Annotated in this window: 17 protein-coding genes; 13 read left to right on the top strand and 4 right to left on the bottom strand. The window is 38.2% G+C overall.

Annotation, left to right across the window (positions count from 1 at the left end):
• Positions 1–4 precede the first annotated feature (4 nt).
• Positions 5–1,402 carry a MocR-like pyridoxine biosynthesis transcription factor PdxR gene (gene pdxR, locus ACWM35_RS01420; RefSeq protein ID WP_454814764.1) on the bottom strand — a complete coding sequence of 466 codons (1,398 nt, stop codon included), beginning with the start codon at positions 1,400–1,402 and terminating at the stop codon, positions 5–7.
• Positions 1,403–1,550: 148 nt separating this feature from the next.
• Here pdxR and ACWM35_RS01415 point away from each other — a divergent pair, with 148 nt between their 5' ends.
• The 3 genes from ACWM35_RS01415 to ACWM35_RS01405 all read left to right on the top strand — a co-directional run bounded on the left by ACWM35_RS01415 (position 1,551) and on the right by ACWM35_RS01405 (position 5,786).
• Positions 1,551–2,078, top strand: a complete 528-nt coding sequence (locus ACWM35_RS01415; protein ID WP_454814762.1) for an ECF transporter S component — start codon at positions 1,551–1,553, stop codon at positions 2,076–2,078.
• A gap of 315 nt (positions 2,079–2,393) precedes the next feature.
• The gene (fbp, locus tag ACWM35_RS01410; protein WP_454814760.1) at positions 2,394–4,325 is read left to right on the top strand and encodes a fructose-1,6-bisphosphatase; all 1,932 of its coding nucleotides are present in this window, start codon (positions 2,394–2,396) and stop codon (positions 4,323–4,325) included.
• A gap of 222 nt (positions 4,326–4,547) precedes the next feature.
• Positions 4,548–5,786 (top strand): Bcr/CflA family multidrug efflux MFS transporter, encoded by a 1,239-nt coding sequence (locus tag ACWM35_RS01405; protein WP_454814758.1) that lies wholly within the window; start codon positions 4,548–4,550, stop codon positions 5,784–5,786.
• Between the two features lie 345 nt (positions 5,787–6,131).
• Here the strand turns inward: ACWM35_RS01405 and ACWM35_RS01400 are convergent, their stop codons facing one another.
• Both ACWM35_RS01400 and ACWM35_RS01395 read right to left on the bottom strand, forming a co-directional pair.
• A complete protein-coding gene (locus tag ACWM35_RS01400) occupies positions 6,132–6,434 on the bottom strand; it encodes a hypothetical protein (protein WP_454814756.1) in 303 nt (100 codons plus the stop codon).
• A 347-nt stretch (positions 6,435–6,781) separates the two neighbouring features.
• Positions 6,782–7,483, bottom strand: a complete 702-nt coding sequence (locus ACWM35_RS01395; RefSeq protein ID WP_454814754.1) for a hypothetical protein — start codon at positions 7,481–7,483, stop codon at positions 6,782–6,784.
• Positions 7,484–7,989: 506 nt separating this feature from the next.
• Here ACWM35_RS01395 and ACWM35_RS01390 point away from each other — a divergent pair.
• The 3 genes from ACWM35_RS01390 (at position 7,990) to ACWM35_RS01380 (ending at position 10,421) form a co-directional block, all read left to right on the top strand.
• Positions 7,990–8,358, top strand: a complete 369-nt coding sequence (locus tag ACWM35_RS01390) for a MerR family transcriptional regulator (RefSeq protein ID WP_454814752.1) — start codon at positions 7,990–7,992, stop codon at positions 8,356–8,358.
• Positions 8,359–8,537: 179 nt separating this feature from the next.
• Positions 8,538–9,662, top strand: coding sequence for an NADH-dependent flavin oxidoreductase (locus ACWM35_RS01385; protein ID WP_454814750.1), 1,125 nt, complete (start codon positions 8,538–8,540; stop codon positions 9,660–9,662).
• An 18-nt stretch (positions 9,663–9,680) separates the two neighbouring features.
• The gene (locus tag ACWM35_RS01380; RefSeq protein ID WP_454814748.1) at positions 9,681–10,421 is read left to right on the top strand and encodes an SDR family oxidoreductase; all 741 of its coding nucleotides are present in this window, start codon (positions 9,681–9,683) and stop codon (positions 10,419–10,421) included.
• 676 nt (positions 10,422–11,097) lie between these two features.
• On the opposite strand, the gene ACWM35_RS01375 is transcribed toward ACWM35_RS01380, so the two are convergent.
• Entirely contained in the window at positions 11,098–11,667 is a 570-nt protein-coding gene (locus ACWM35_RS01375; protein WP_454814746.1) for a recombinase family protein, read from the bottom strand.
• Positions 11,668–12,047: 380 nt separating this feature from the next.
• Here ACWM35_RS01375 and ACWM35_RS01370 point away from each other — a divergent pair, with 380 nt between their 5' ends.
• The 7 genes from ACWM35_RS01370 to ACWM35_RS01340 all read left to right on the top strand — a co-directional run bounded on the left by ACWM35_RS01370 (position 12,048) and on the right by ACWM35_RS01340 (position 16,250).
• On the top strand, positions 12,048–12,500 hold the full coding sequence (locus ACWM35_RS01370; protein WP_454814744.1) for a hypothetical protein: 453 nt from the start codon (positions 12,048–12,050) through the stop codon (positions 12,498–12,500).
• Between the two features lie 384 nt (positions 12,501–12,884).
• Positions 12,885–14,018, top strand: a complete 1,134-nt coding sequence (locus tag ACWM35_RS01365) for a helix-turn-helix domain-containing protein (protein WP_454814742.1) — start codon at positions 12,885–12,887, stop codon at positions 14,016–14,018.
• A 305-nt stretch (positions 14,019–14,323) separates the two neighbouring features.
• Positions 14,324–14,560, top strand: a complete 237-nt coding sequence (locus ACWM35_RS01360) for a helix-turn-helix domain-containing protein (protein WP_454814740.1) — start codon at positions 14,324–14,326, stop codon at positions 14,558–14,560.
• 21 nt (positions 14,561–14,581) lie between these two features.
• A complete protein-coding gene (locus tag ACWM35_RS01355) occupies positions 14,582–15,190 on the top strand; it encodes a hypothetical protein (RefSeq protein WP_454814738.1) in 609 nt (202 codons plus the stop codon).
• Positions 15,190–15,423 (top strand): hypothetical protein, encoded by a 234-nt coding sequence (locus ACWM35_RS01350; protein WP_454814736.1) that lies wholly within the window; start codon positions 15,190–15,192, stop codon positions 15,421–15,423. Before ACWM35_RS01355 ends, ACWM35_RS01350 begins: the two co-directional genes overlap by 1 nt.
• Positions 15,423–15,815 carry a hypothetical protein gene (locus tag ACWM35_RS01345; RefSeq protein WP_454814734.1) on the top strand — a complete coding sequence of 131 codons (393 nt, stop codon included), beginning with the start codon at positions 15,423–15,425 and terminating at the stop codon, positions 15,813–15,815. Before ACWM35_RS01350 ends, ACWM35_RS01345 begins: the two co-directional genes overlap by 1 nt.
• Before the next feature lie 87 nt (positions 15,816–15,902).
• A complete protein-coding gene (locus ACWM35_RS01340; RefSeq protein WP_454814732.1) occupies positions 15,903–16,250 on the top strand; it encodes a hypothetical protein in 348 nt (115 codons plus the stop codon).
• Position 16,251 lies beyond the last annotated feature (1 nt).

Raw genomic sequence — 16,251 nt, 5'->3', positions numbered from 1 at the left:
ATAATTATTTTGCTATTCCCCAGCATTGCATTAATTGGTGAATGCCTTCCTCCATTTTCTCCAAAGGGATGCCACCGAACCCTAACAGAAACGTTGGATACTTATATTTAATTGGCTTTAACAGATATTCGGTTACAGGGTAAATGGCGATAGAGCTTTCAGCCGCGATTGTTTTTAACTCATTTTCACTTTTTTGCAAGGGAAGGGAAATTAAAATGTGCATTCCAGCTTGGTCTCCAGTGATGATGACTTCAGGATAATACGTTTTAAAGATTTGGGTCAATTTATCAAGTTTTTTACGGTAAATTTTTCGCATTCGGTTTAAGTGTTTTGAAAAATAACCGTCTCTCATGAAGCTGGCTACGATATGCTGGTCGAATCTCGGGACAGTCGCTGAATAATAATAGAATGTTTCCTTATATTTTTTCAGCAATGTTGAAGGCAAAACAAAATAAGCCACTCGTAACGACGGCATTAATGATTTGGTGAACGTACTCAGATAAATGACCTTATTGTTTTGGTCCATCCCTTGCAATGCAGGAATGGGTTTTCCGGTGTAACGGAATTCGCTGTCATAATCATCTTCAATGATGTAACGATTCTCGAGCTTTGCTGCCCAATGCATTAGCTGTGTTCTTCTTGTTGCGGAAAGGACCGCACCGGTCGGAAATTGGTGGGATGGGGTAATGTAAACCACATTCGCATTTGTTTTTTCAAGCTCATCCACAATTAATCCATCTTCATCAACCGGGATCGGAATCGCTTTATTTTGCAGTTGAATTCTTGGGATTGCCGAATAGCCGGGATTCTCGAGGGCGAAGTTTGAATCATTTTCAAGCAACCTTAAAATCATCGGAAGGAGTTGTTCCGTACCCGAGCCAATCACAATTTGCTCCGGTTTACACACAATCGCCCGTGATTGATAAAGGTATTTTGCTATTTCAGTCCGTAATGTGTATTCTCCTTGAGGTTCTCCAATCTGTAACAACTCTTTTGATGGATGATCATATAAATCTTTTGCATATTTTCTCCACAGTGAAAAAGGAAAGGAGTCTGTATCGATTTTTCCTGGGTGAAAGTCAAAGTGGATTATTTTTTCCTCAGCTTCCTCTACAGACAACTCCACTTGTTCTGTTTCGATATAAGGTAATTCATTAATATCCTCTACAAAAAAACCAATCCGCGGTTTTGACACAATAAAGCCCTCTGCAATCAGTTGAGCATAGGCAACTTCAATGGTAGTTTGGCTGATGTTTAAAAAATCAGCTAATTTTTTTTTGGAGGGCAGTTTCGTACCAACTTCAATTTGTTTGCTCATAATCGCAGTTTTAATTCCAATATAAAGCTGTTCATACAAGGGTTTTTTCGTGTTTTTATTCAATTCAAACATTAGCATATCCATTGGAGAATCCTCCTCTCTGACCATGTCATTTTTTGAAAAAGTGGCACTTTTTATATTGTCAGATTTTATTATACTAGTAATCATTAGAGAAGAGGAGATCTTTTTTATTAACTTGAACACAACATTTGAAAGGGCAAGGGGGATTTACATGTTCACGACAGAACAAAACAAAACGAGAATTCTGGTTCTCAATGCACTATTTATTACATTAACATTTCTAGCCACAATGTTTATCAACATCAGGCTGCCATTGATGGGAAATGGAGGCTTGATCCATTTAGGTAACGTGCCACTTTTGATTGCCGCGTTTGTTTTTGGTAAAAAATCAGGAGCGATAGCAGGTGCCTTTGGTATGGCTCTTTTTGATATTGTTTCAGGATGGACATTATGGGCTCCGTTTACATTTGTTATCGTTGGTACGATGGGCTATGTAGCTGGCCTTATTGCTGAGAAGATGCCAGGCAAAAAGCTTTACGTACATATACTAGCAGTGGCTACTGCCCTGATCATCAAGGTTGTCGGCTATTATTTTACAGAAGTCATCCTTTACGGCAACTGGATCCAGCCGTTTGGTTCTATCCCGGGTAACATCATGCAGCTTGTCATCGCCGGCATCATTGTCGTACCACTTGCAAATGGGTTTAAGAAAAGGGTAGGGCGTACGAATTCAATCTAGCTAGCTTTGAAGACACCATTACCGATGTTCAGCTAGAAGAACATGCAGATACTTTTGGTGTTGTTCCCTGTCAAGGGAAAATAGAATTCTAATAATCTTTAGGTGTGTTTTCATTTGAGAACATGCCTTTTTATATATTGAAATATGATATATTTAATTAAAATGTAAACTCAGGATATAGGAGAAATCGATGTCAAAAACCTTATCCGTGATACATGGGTGGTATTTCTATCCTATCGAAGCTGCTATCTGATTATATATACAAATTATCTCAATCTATTAGAAATGCTGAATTTTGAAAGGGGATACATGGTTTTGAATTCAAAATATCTAGATTTGCTAGTCCAAAAATATGATTGTGAAGAAAAAGTGGTGACTGAAATTATTAATCTGGAAGCCATTCTTAATTTACCAAAGGGGACAGAACATTTTGTCAGTGATTTACATGGGGAGTATCAAGCCTTTCAACATGTGTTACGAAATGGTTCAGGGAATGTAAAAAAGAGAATTAAAGACTTGTTTCAAGATGTTTTATTTGAAAAAGAAATCAATGAATTTGCGACATTAGTTTATTATCCTGAAGAAAAATTAAAATTAATGAAAAGTCATTTTAGCAATGAACAAGAATTAAACCAATGGTATATCGTCATCATCGAGCGGATGATCAGGCTTATTTCTCATGCTTCCTCCAAATATACACGTTCGAAATTACGTAAAGCATTGCCGAGTCAGTTTGTGTTTATTATCGAAGAGCTGCTATACAAAACCAATCAATCGGAAAATAAGGAGCAATATTATAAGGAAATTGTCGAGCAAATCATCTCCTTAGGTCAGGCAGATAAGCTTATAACAGGGCTTGCGTATACCACTCAGCGATTGGTTGTCGATCATCTTCATGTAGTGGGGGATATATATGATCGTGGACCCGAACCTGATAAAATCATGGATACTCTGATCAATTATCATTCAGTTGATATTCAGTGGGGAAACCATGATGTACTATGGATTGGTGCTTTTGCTGGTTCAATGGTTTGTCTTGCCAATATCATTCGTATCTGCGCAAGATATGACAATTTGGATATTATTGAAGATGTATATGGAATCAATCTTAGACCTCTGTTGAATCTTGCGGAGAAATACTATGAAGACAATCCGGCCTTCAGACCTAAAGTACATTCAGAAAATAAACAATCTGATCTTGAAACACTACAAATAACGAAAATTCATCAAGCCATTGCCATGATTCAGTTCAAACTCGAAATGCCCATTATCAAGAGACGTCCGTTTTTTAATATGTCGGAAAGGCTTTTACTTGAGAAAATTGATTATGACAAGAACGAAATAACGATTTATGGGAAAACCTACTCCCTAGAAAATACTTGCTTTGCTACGGTAAATCCGGAGAAGCCTGACCAATTATTAGAAGAAGAAAAGCAGGTGATGGAAAGATTATTATTTTCGGTCCAGCATTCAGAAAAGCTGGCACGGCATATGAATTTCCTGATGAAGAAAGGGAGCCTTTATTTAAGATATAACGGGAATCTATTGATACATGGCTGTATTCCATTAGATGAAAAAGGGAATATGGAAAAAATGGTAATTGAAAATAATACCTATTCAGGTCGTGAATTACTTGATGTTTTTGAACGGTATTTACGGCATGCTTTTGCACACCCTGAAGTGTCAGATGATCTTGCGACGGATATGGTCTGGTATTTATGGACAGGAGAATATTCATCACTCTTTGGAAAAAGAGAAATGACCACTTTTGAGAGGTACTTTATAAAGGATAAGGCGACCCATAAAGAGAGAAAGAACCCATATTACTATTTACGTGAAAATGAAGAAATTTGCAGCAAACTCCTTACAGAATTTAATCTGAATCCTGACCAGGGCCATATTATCAATGGGCATACACCCGTCAAAGAAATTGAGGGCGAAGATCCAATTAAAGCAAATGGTAAGATGATCGTGATCGATGGAGGTTTTTCCAAAGCTTATCAATCAACAACAGGTATAGCAGGATATACGTTACTCTATAATTCCTTCGGTATGCAACTGGTCGCCCACAAGCATTTTAATTCAAAAGAGGATGTTTTACTTAACGGGACAGACGTTTTATCAATTAAAAGAGTAGTAGATGAAGAGTTAAAGAGAAAAAAGGTTAGGGAAACAAATGTTGGAGAGAAATTATTACAGGAAATCTCTATTTTAAATAGTCTGAGAGAATATCGCTATATGAATTGACACTAAGAACATAGCTTATCATTTCAAAGAGCAGGATTTATCCTGCTCTTTTGCTAAATCATGAATCTTCGATCTGTTTTTCAAAGATCTTTATAAAATATTTCGCTTGACGAAGTAATTTGTCCTATGCTATTTTTGTATGCATGTTACGTTACAAACTAGTTATGGTGTTGACCATTGTAAAAATACATACCAATGGTTTTATAGAAAGGAGAGTAATAGTTGAATACTTTAACAGGCACGAAACGATTACAACTTGCTTTACTACTAGGGTCACTTGGTCTTTTAGGCCCATTTACGATCGATACGTACCTGCCATCCTTTCCTACGATTGTGAAGGACTATGATACGACGGCATCTCTCGTTCAAGTTAGCTTAACGACTTGCCTACTTGGATTAGGATTGGGTCAATTAATTATTGGACCGATGAGTGATGTGCAAGGCCGGCGGAAACCGCTCAGGACTTTTCTCTTTTTGTATTTAACCGCTTCTGTAATTTGTGCATTTGCACCCAATATTTACACTTTTATTGGTGCCCGTTTCATACAAGGCTTTGCTGCAGCAGGTGGCCTCGTTATTTCTAGAGCGATCGTTCGAGATCTCTACAGTGGAAGAGAACTGACTAAGTTTTTCTCTTTATTGATGTTAGTGGGAAATCTCGGACCGATCGTGGCACCGATTGCCGGAGCCATTATACTGGCGTTTACAGATTGGTCAGGAGTTTTTCTAGTTTTATCTTGTATAGGTATGGTCTTAGTTTTAATGGTTACATGGAAACTAGAGGAAACCTTACCTGAGGAAAGGCGTGTCCCAAGTGATTTTTCACAGGTTCTTAAGAATTTTGGTTCCTTGTTCCGGGATCGGGAGTTTATAGGCTATGCCTTTACTCAAGGATTAATCGTTGCTGGGATCTTTGCATATGTTTCAGGTATTCCTTTTGTTTATCAAAATATTTACGGTGTATCTCCGCAAGTATTCAGTTTATTATTTGGAGTGAATGGTGTAGCGCTGATTATTGGAAGTCAATTGGTTGGACGTTTAGCAGATTATATATCTGAAACGACCTTCTTAAAGATCGGGTTATTTACGGCTAACATAGCAGGGGCTGTGTTACTTGCAGCTCTTCTGTTGAAGGCGCCACTCATTGCTGTTGCGATTCCTATCTTCTTGTTTATTGGATCATTGGCCGTCATTTCTTCCACTTCGTTCACGTTAGCTATGGAGAAACAAGGTCATATAGCAGGAAGTGCCTCTGCGCTTTTAGGGCTTTTGCCATTTGTTCTGGGGTCCTTAACAGCTCCACTTGTCGGTATAGCTGGAGAGTATTCAGCCATTCCAATGGGGGTAATTATGTTTGCAACTAGCTTTATCGCTTTATTGATTTATTTTGGAGTGGTCCGAAAAGTTTTCAAGGTTCAGCCAAGAAGGAAGCTGAAGGGGAATATTCAAATTAAGGGATAACAGAAAGGCCTGACTGAATAGAGTCAGGCTTTTTAAATCAAAATAGATACTATTTATCAAAGCCTTAAACAAAAATAAAAAGCCTTGAAAAATCAAGGCTTTTTGACGTCCCGAAGAGGATTCGAACCTCCGACCTACAGTTTAGGAAACTGGAACGTAACTATATTTCGTTGAGCTAAACGGTGAAAAATGCGATTATATCAAGCGTTTGACCTATTCGAATGCTTAGACGAAGACAACCAACGTTCACGGCGACGTCCTTCGTTCAAATGAACCGTATCATTTAATTTACGACCATTGTAACGCTTTTCTAAAAAATTGACAACAAATAAAAACGCAAATCCTTCACGAATTGACGACTTTTTCCCGATAGGTTAACAATGATTGAATGATTTCTTCGTTTGGAAGTTGTTTAGCTGCCAAATCGTCAAGAAACTTCGTTGAATCGCTTGCAGGGTCGCTTGCTTCGTCCTTCGGGAATTGTAATTTCGATAAAATTGTAAATGCGTTGTATTGATGAACACGGTCAAGGGGTGTTCCTTCTTCGTAATAGATAGACGCCAGGTCAACGGATTCTCCTTCCGTGATAATCTTCTTATGTGCTTCGATCGAAACAACAAGAAGACGGTCTTTCAAGTATTGCTTCAAAGTAATTCACCGCCCGAAAAAATATCATTTGAAAGAATCCCCGCCGATTGTATAGATTTGACGAGGCGAAGTGCTTGAAGACGTCCGAACGTCCTTAAAAATATAATAACAAATATTGTCCCAAGCGTAAAAAGTGAAACTTTTCATTCGTTCCGTGTAAATGAATTCAAGCAAAGCGTCACAAAATGGCATTTTTACGGCACATATTAGGCGAAAGAACTTCTTTTTCTTCTTCGTTTGTAATCATCATGTATTACCTCTAAAGGCGGGAACTACTTCGCCGACACGAAGCCCATCGAAAGTATTTTGCCCTTTGCGATCGTCCCGCAAGGGGCATTTTTTTTTTGTCAAAAATGGTTTGGTTGACTAAGTTCTTTTGAAACCTCTTTTATAAAAATCCGCATTTTCTGAATGAATTCGAAACAAAATGAATCATCTAAAAGAATTCTATTTTCAAAGAAATTTTTATCTACTCGAATGCCTTTTATAGATTCGATTTCTTTTATTTGCTTTTCGTTGTTCCCGTCTATATATCCGCCGTTATGTATTAAAAGATTCCGTACTTTATTACATTTTCGAATATAACTCCATTCGGGTGATTTATCGGGAAAATTTAACCCCGCAACCTTTTTTAAGTAAACTTGTGCTTTTTCTATTCCGTTATGCCTTAAATCGCTAATATCAAGGTCAACCAGCTTTCTTTGCCGTATATCTTTACATGCCTTTATAAGATAATTTTCTAAAAAAGCGAAACAAGTATAAAATAATGACGTCCTCATAATATGGGGGAACTCGATTCCATAACGATATTTATCGCCTTGAAAAAACGAAAAGGAATTTAAACTTCTAATAAAAGAATCGTCTTCGTCTTCCTCATTCTCATAGCCTTCTTCGTTGTCTTCTTCGTCTTCCTCTCGGTCTACAACCGTTTCTAAAAATCTATTATCTAAAAATTCTTCGATATCCTTTGCGTACCTTTGGAAATTATTTAACGGAATATCAATATTAACGAAGTCGGAAAGAATCGGGTCGTAAATCGGAAACCTCAACAATATCACTTTCTTTCGTTTTTGCTTCCATTATATCAGAATCCTAATATAAAAGGCGTTATTGTCGCTGCATTTCGTTCGAATGACATTTAATAATAACGATCAATAATCGAATAGATATCGAAGGGGAAAGAAGAAGGGAAGGCGAAAGGTCTTCGTTTCTATCGCTACAAAATGTTGCGGTGAAAATAAGGAGATTTTAAAACGGAGCACCAAACATTAAAAGCTTTACTTAACTGTAACGCTTTTTTTTATTCAGCTAACTAAGCAGTTTTGTTAAATAAGGAATGGGATAACATTAAAAAAGGAAAATTCGTAGTATTGGCGAGTTTTCCTTTTTTATTGCCTGACGAAACCAAATTAATCTAAAAAATGTTAGTGCGTCATAGAGAGACAAAATATAATCCCTTGACTTGGAGTACACTCTAAGTATTACTCTTACATTGTGTTAGAAATTAATAATGAAGGAAGATATAGACATATCAGATTTAATGGAGGCGGTTAAATTGACATATTCTATTGGAGAATTTTCTAAAATCGTTGGGTTAAGCGAACATACCTTGAGGTTTTATGAAAAGGAAGGATTAATAAAAGTAAACAGAGACGATAACAATGTCAGAATCTACTCGGATGAAAATAAATTGTGGATTGAATCATTGCTACATCTAAAAAATACGGGGATGTCTCTAAAAGAAATGAAGCAATTTGCCATGTGGGGGCATGTTGGGGATGAAACAATGGAAGACCGGTTAGCTTTACTTAAAAATCATCGAAAAAAAGTAGTGGAAGAATTTGAAAAGCTTCGTCAAAGTTTAGAACATCTGGATAATAAAATTAATTTTTATGAAAATGAATTAGGAGACTGTTTCTCTTAAAATTAAACAGCCAGTTGTTTTTCCATTTGCGTCTTTTTGAAACAACTCGTAATCGAAAAAATAAAAATAAAAAAACACTTGCCTTAGAGTGCTCTCTAAGGATTAACCTATTCTTGCACCATATGATACAACTTTACAAAATAGTGCAAAACTAACTAGAACAAGAAAGAGGTTAGAAAATGAACACAAAATATAGCAACTTATTTGAATCATTTACATTTAAAAATGGTATCACCATAAAAAATAGAGTCGTTATGGTACCAATGACAACTTGGAGCAGTAATGATGATTACACCGTTTCAGATGAAGAAATAAAATATTATAAAAAAAGAGTCAATGGAGTAGGACTTGTTATCACAGGATGTACTCATGTTCAACCAAACGGTATAGGTTTTACGCATGAATTCGCAGCTTATGATGATAAATTTATTCCAAGTCTACGGAAATTGGCGGAGGCTGCGAAAAGTGGGGGAGCTCCTGCGTTGCTTCAAATATTTCATGCAGGCAACAAAGCACTGCCATCTTTAACTCCAAATGGTGAGGTGGTTAGTTCCAGTGCTGTAGAGACTGAAGCTACTGCATTTGCTCCTTCAGTATTACCTAGAGAACTTTCACATGATGAAATAATAGAAGTGATTCATGCTTTTGGAGAAACAACCAGACGAGCGATTGAAGCTGGTTTTGATGGTGTTGAAATTCATGGTGCACACGGATTTTTACTTCAAAACTTCTTCTCTCCTTTCTTCAATAGACGTGAGGATGAATGGGGTGGCTCTCTAGAAAATCGCTTGCGTTTCCCATTGGCAGTCATTCAGGAAATGAAAAATGTGATTAAGAATCACGCAACAAGACCGTTTATTTTAGGATATAGAATATCACCCGAAGAAAATGGCGGTTATGGGATGGAAGATGCCTATGAGTTAATTGACCGTCTGGTTGAACAGGATTTGGATTACATCCATGTATCACTTGATGATGTATCTTCAAAACCACGAGGCATTGAAGATGGAAAAACACGTCTTGAATTAATTGTTGAACATGTAAACGGCAGAGTTCCTGTAATGGCTGCTGGTTTTATGGTAACTGCTGATGATGTTGCATCTGCATTAAATAAGGGTTTATCTCTAGCAGCGATTGGTCACGGGTTAATAATGAATCCAGACTGGGTTGAAAAGGTACAGATTGGAAAAGAAACAGAAATTGAGACAGCAATTAAGACTTCAAAAGTAAGTGACCTTGAGCTTCCAGAAAAACTTTGGGGCATAATTCAAGCTTCAGGTCCATGGTTTAAGATCGAAGAATAAAGAGAGGATGTCGCTTATATGTCAAATATTCAAGATAAGGTTGTCATTATTACTGGTGCCTCTAGCGGGATTGGTGAAGCTACTGCAAAAAAACTTGCATTTAAAGGTGCGAAGCTGGTACTGGCGGCTCGTCGAGAAGATAGATTAAAGAAATTACAAGAAGAGATTCAAAATAATGGCGGGCACGCTATTTATAAAGTGACTGATGTTGCCTCACACGAACAAATGGAAGAGTTAGCTGAGTATGCCCTTAAAGAGTTTGGGAAAATTGATGTAATGGTCAATAATGCAGGAGTAATGCCGCTATCACCTGTTCATCAGAAAAAAATTAATGAATGGGATACGATGATTGATGTGAACATCAAGGGTGTTCTTTATGGCATTGCTGCTGTTCTTCCGTCCATGAGAGAAAGAAAAGAAGGGCATATCATTAATGTTTCCTCAATCGCTGGTCATTTAGTATTCCCTGCTGGTGCAGTTTATAGTGGTACAAAGTTTGCTGTACGTGCCATTACGGAAGGTCTTCGTATAGAAGAGGCTAGTAACAATATTCGTACAACCATTATCTCGCCAGGAACTATTACTACAGAATTACTTGAAGCCATTTCAGATCCAGAATTAAAATCTGCAATCGTTGAAGATAGCAAAATTGGAATCGAGCCTGTTAGCATTGCTCGTGCCATTGGATTTGCAATTGAACAACCATCAGATGTGGCGATTAATGAGATGATTGTTCGTCCAACCATTCAAGAACTCTAAAAAGAAAATCTTTGTAATTAAGTAGCCCCACTTTTTGGGGCTGCTTATTTGGTATTTATGACATATACAATTAAAATGGAGATTGATTTTAAACTTGTGAAGATTTGTACTTAAACTACAATGAAAATAAGTTTCTTCAAGATTAGAAGAATGACAATACTTAAGAAGACCCTGCTCAATCGTTAAAAAAAAGAGGAGAGCGATAATAAATAAGTCTATGGATTAGGGTTGACTGAATTAAGGTCAGGATCAGATTGAAACTTCCTATCCATTTTCATTATCTGTGGTGAAGTGTCGATTTTTGCGCTTCATGGATGGCTAACGGGTGCGTTAGTGAATGAAGAGACCGTCTTTTGATGGTCTTATTGAATTTGTCACTGCTTACACATGAATGACGTTTTAATGTAATGCGATATTTAACTGAATAACGATTCGTTGTAAAAGAAAAAGGGTATCGTTTTTGGCGTTGCGGGCTTCGTTTTGGGTTCGAAGGGGAAACGATAGAGAAACGTTTAAATAACGAAAAATAACGTTTCAAGAATTCGCTGGAAGCCTTTTTCGCGTCCCTCTATGTCCGAAAGAATCAAACAAGAAAAACACGAACAATCTAAATAACGTCAATGGTTTGTCAAGTGTTTTCGCTTTACGTATTAAGACATAAAAATAAGACGCCGAATCATTTCGACGCCTTTCCTTCCCGTTCCCTTTTCGCCCGTATTAACGTTGATTTACTTATTCCCGTTGTCGCTTCGACTTCTTTATATGAATTCCCTTCGTCCAACAATGAAAGGGCATGTTCGATTTGTTTCTTCGTGAATTTCTTCGGTCTTCCTTCTCGAAAGTCTTCCCGCTGCTTCGCTATTGCTTTGCCTTCTTGCGTTCTTGTTACAATCATATCCCTTTCGAATTCAGCGAATGAACTCATAATGTTGAAGATTAATCGTCCTGTTGGCGTATCTTCGACAATCCCCATATTCAAAACGTGTACCTTTACGCCACGATCGAATAGTTCTTTTATTGTTGTCATTGCGTCGATTGCCGACCTTGCAAAGCGGTCTAATTTAGTAATAACAAGCGTGTCATCTTGCGACAATACTTCTAGCAATGATTCGAATTCGGGACGCTTCTTCGTTGTCCCTGTGAATTTCTCTTTATATATTTTGTCGCAACCTTCCGCTTCCAACGCTTGAAGTTGTGCTTCCAAGTCTTGGGCGATTGTTGATACTCTTGCATATCCATACTTCATTACAATTCCCCCTATTACTTTTGATACTAAGTTATGACACCATTCGATACCTTGATTTTATTACGTTGTTAAATCGGTGTCAATACTTATAAGTTATGACTATAAATGAATATGACGAAGGGATTCGGCAAGCAATCGTACCGCCGAAATAATCCATTGTTTAATAGCGAACAATAAAATAAATTATGCGTATAAATGTTTGGAAGTAAAGACCCACCTAAGGGGTGACACACCCCCTTTTTTGGCGGAAGATGGCGTTCCGAAAATATACGTTACAAAGTTCGAAAAGTACGGGCAACAAATGGACAATAAATGACACGTTTTTTACTGTTTGATAGAATTGAAATAGATACATAATTTTACAAAAGGGGGAATTCGATTTGCCTACGTGGATTCAATGGGTTAGTTTTGCGTTATCTGTTGTCGGTTCTATTTCGGGCATTTGGGCGTTAGTCCTAAATCACCAAAGAACTGCAATAACAAAACGCAAAGAGAAGGAACGGCTGGAAGCAAAAAAGAGGGCGAAATTTTCGATTGAGCGAACCAAAGAAATGGGTTCAAAACGAATGCAAGACAAATTTGTCCTTCGTAATACTGGCGAAGCAGAAGCCAGGAACGTGAAAGTTGAGTTTTATAATTACGACAGGAAAGGCGACGGTACTAAACGCCTAATAAACTTACTTATGGACGATATTCCTTCGATTATAAACGCTGGTCACACTATAAAAGCATTAATGATTATCGCTGGAAATACCGCTCCGCCGTGGGAAGTCGTCATTACGTGGGACGACGATTTTAAAAGCGGAAATGTTATCGAAACCACTTTAAATTGACGACAAACTTTTGTTATTATATTGCCAACATCTTCAAGCAATCGTTCACCCCAAATCGATAGAACGAAACCCGTCCTAAATTTTTTCTAAGGGTCGGGTCTTTTTTTGCGTTTTTGACGTGGAACTTTGTTACCTTACCGTTACACCCCCGCCAATCCCCGACCACCTATCGCCCAAAAATCGAATTGATCCCCGTAAGATTTACGTAAGGAATCGCCGAAATTGTTGGTAAAAATTAGGTTGTAAAGTACGCTTGACAACCTAAAGATAAAAATTTCCCCTTTGGTACTTGTCGAAACCTTATTCGGTTGAATTATTAAGCGAATGGACGATTTGTCGGGTCGTCCGTTACAAATTTAAAACGATTAAGGGGGAAAAATCACAATGACGACAAAAAGAAGCGAAGAAAGGAAAGAGTTATTTTTCAAAGTAAACAAAAGAATGACAAAGGAAACAACGCTAATCGCCCAAATCGAAAAAGAAATAAGGGGCGGCTATGCGACACTTGCGGCAATAGCTTTATTCATGGATGAAGACGGAAGGGCGTTCCCAAGTCAAGCAGAACTTGCGAAACAATGCGGGGTTTCACGGCAAACAATCAACGCAAGAATTAAGGCATTGACGGAATTTCGAACAAAGGACGGGCAAGCGGTTCTTGAAGCCGAAACCGTTCGGGAAGGAATGGACAAAACACGGACATTTTATCGTTTGCTTCCAGCTTCGGGAATGACGTTTATTCATGACGTGCCGAATGAGGTTGTCAAGTCAGCTTTACAAGCAAATGAAGACAATCAAGAACAATCGTCAAATAAGGTTGTCAAATCTGCTTTACAACGTCAAGAAGTCGCCGAAGGTTGTGAAGAAACGGAAGAAGGTTGTCAAGTAGGCTTGATAGGGGTTGTAACAAAATCGGATAGGTTGTCAAGTGGATTTTACACTAATAAGAATTCAGTTATAACAAAATCCAATAATAAGATTTCAAATATAACAATAACCAATAAGGGCGGGGCTATTGTTGAAAAAGAAAATAATTCTCTATTAGAAAACAACAAAGATAATATTAAAATATCTATTGTCGAAGATAAAGAATCGAAAGATTTGGCGAAAGATACGAATTCTATTAAATCCGATATTGTTGCGAAAGATTCCGAAAAGAAAACCGAAATAACCGAAGACCAAGACGGGCACGGCACGGGGCACACGGCGGCAAAGCAAACGATCGAAGTCAAACAATCCGAATCATTGTCGTTGGAACAAATCGCACGGGAACGGGCGGCAAGGGCGGCAGACGTCCAAGCGGAAGCCCGTCGAAAGTATTTCGAAGAACAAAAGCGGTTTGAATCGGCTTATTATGGCACGAAAAACGTTCATACGGATTCGGAACCCTTGTCGAAGGGGAAACGTCCAAGCGTCCAAAAATCGCCCGTTATACGCCAAAATGAAGCGTTTGATGAAGAAGAATGGCTTGCGTTGATTGCCGAAGCGAACGCCGAAGCTATGGCACGAATGAACGGATAAAAAAATTTAAGATTTTCGAAAAAAGTCGGTTTTCGGTACTTGTCAAAAGGGGGTACGGTCAAATTATTAAGCGTAAAGGAAAAAGAAAGGTTTCGCCCGTTACCTTTCCTTTCCCCTGTATGTTGTGCATAGGTAATACCTCATTTCGATACGGATAACCCGACACAAAACGGGCGTTTTGCTTTGAATTGTGGTTGAGTAATTTTCGTCATATTCCCCGAAATCAGACGCTTGAAAAAGCGTCTTTTATTTTTGGGTTTACTGTTAAAATTTCAATCTTTTAAATATAAAAGGCGGTGAAGATTATGAGATATGGAACGGACGTTTTCAGATTGCATGGAAAGCCGTTGACGATTCTTCGAATAAATAACGGGTTGAAAGTTTCGGACGTTGCGAAGGCGTTAGGCGTTACTTCCGCACACATTTCACAATGTGAAAAATCAAAACGTAAACTTTCGGAATTAAAGACAAAAGAATTTCTTCAACTTGTTGGAATTAGTGAAGAACAAGCGAAGGCACTTGCTCAACTTATCAGAAACTAATCGAAAGGAGGTTTTAAAACTATGAAACTATTTGAAAACGAAAAATTTACGAAGGTAAACGAAAGAATCAAAGAACTTGAATCAAAGAAGGCAGCCGTGCAAGGCGAAATCAACGAAATCCTTACAGCCGTTGAAAAGTCTATCGAAGCGTATGCGTTGGGAGAAGTTGATGAAAAAGACGTCAAGAAGGCGGAACAATTGTTGCAAGAAAAAACGAAGGAAATCGCCGACCTGGAAGAAATGATTCAACGTGTCAAAGGCGTTCGAAAATCCGTCGCAATCGAATCCGTTCCATTTGTTAAAGAAGCACGGAAGAAGAAGGTTGAAGCGATTCAAAAGAAATATGATTCGAAGATTCCCGAAGTCATTGCCGCAAGAAACGAATTCTTGAAGCAATTGGCGGAACTTGGACGAATTGCGAAGGAAGTCGGCGGTGTGAATTCAGAATTCAATTCGATCATGGTTGAACTTGGTGAAAAACCTTCCGTTTATGGTTCGGCAATTGATGAAAGGGCAGTTATTTCGGGGGGGTGGACGCTGGAGAAAGATTGTTTAGGCGTTGAAGAAAATCTTCAATTAAGAGTCTATAAATCGGGGGTTGTTCCGCAAGAGTTCGGGGGTGCGAATTAATGGTTCAAGGCACTTTGTCGGCGTTCGAATATTTGGTTAAACAATTAGAATATGAAGTTCGCACGGGTGAAGAAGTTCTTCGATTGAAAGACGAAGGGAAAACATTCGACGAAATTAGTGAAATTGTCGGAATCACGCCGACGGAAGTTCGAAGTATTCGCCCAATACGGGTTGAACGTTTGAAAGAACAATTTGAATCATATCAAAAACGATTGAAAGGGGGAAGAAAATAATGAAATTCAACCAATTCGATAATCTAAACTATCAAAAGGCAAAGCGTCAACCGCTTGACGATATAGCAGAGGGTTATAAAAAACGAAATCCAATGAAAGAGGAAGTTCCAAGCGATTCAATCGAAGCGTTGCGTAAACTATACAACGCCGACCCGAATTCTTTGAATCCTACGCAACTTCTTATTCTTGGAATGTCGGAATTGCAGAAGAAAAACAAAGAGGAGATGGAAAAACGTCAAAAAGCGGTCAATGATTATATGAATCCGTACAATGCCGCAAAGAAGCAAGACGAAGAAATGATTTCCGCAAGAAGCGAAGAATTTGAACAACTTGCCCGCCAAATGCAAGAACTTCAAAAAGCGTTTGCGGAATTGAACGGGGGCGGCGAATAAAAATGATGTTCGCCGTTTTCGTTTGTTATGCGGTTTTTCTAATTGACGTTTTGAGAAATCGGGAATCTATCAAACGGTGGTGACGATATGTCGTCAAATGAAAATATGAAACGTTGGAAAACCGAAGAAATAATTCGGCGATTGAACGTCGCCCTTCATGGTTTCGATATTTCGAAATTATCCGTCCAAGAACAAAGATTTGTTGAAGAACAAGCGAAAAGGCGACTTGAATTGCAGGCGGCAAAGGAACGCTTGCAGCCGAAGCACGAACAGAAACTTTCAAAGGCGGAAGAATTAGAAGAACGTCGTCTTCGTACTTTGTGGGCGAAATTCGAAAAGGTTACAAACGGGCGACCCGTGAAAGAACTGTCAAATGCGGATTTAGAAAAGCAATCGAAAATATTACGTTCTATTGTTGGACGAAAGGGGGTGTAAT

This window comes from Neobacillus sp. K501 (genome assembly GCF_053749995.1).
The sequence above is the reverse complement of the archived record's forward strand: the minus strand, read 5'-3'. Positions and strand labels throughout refer to the sequence as shown.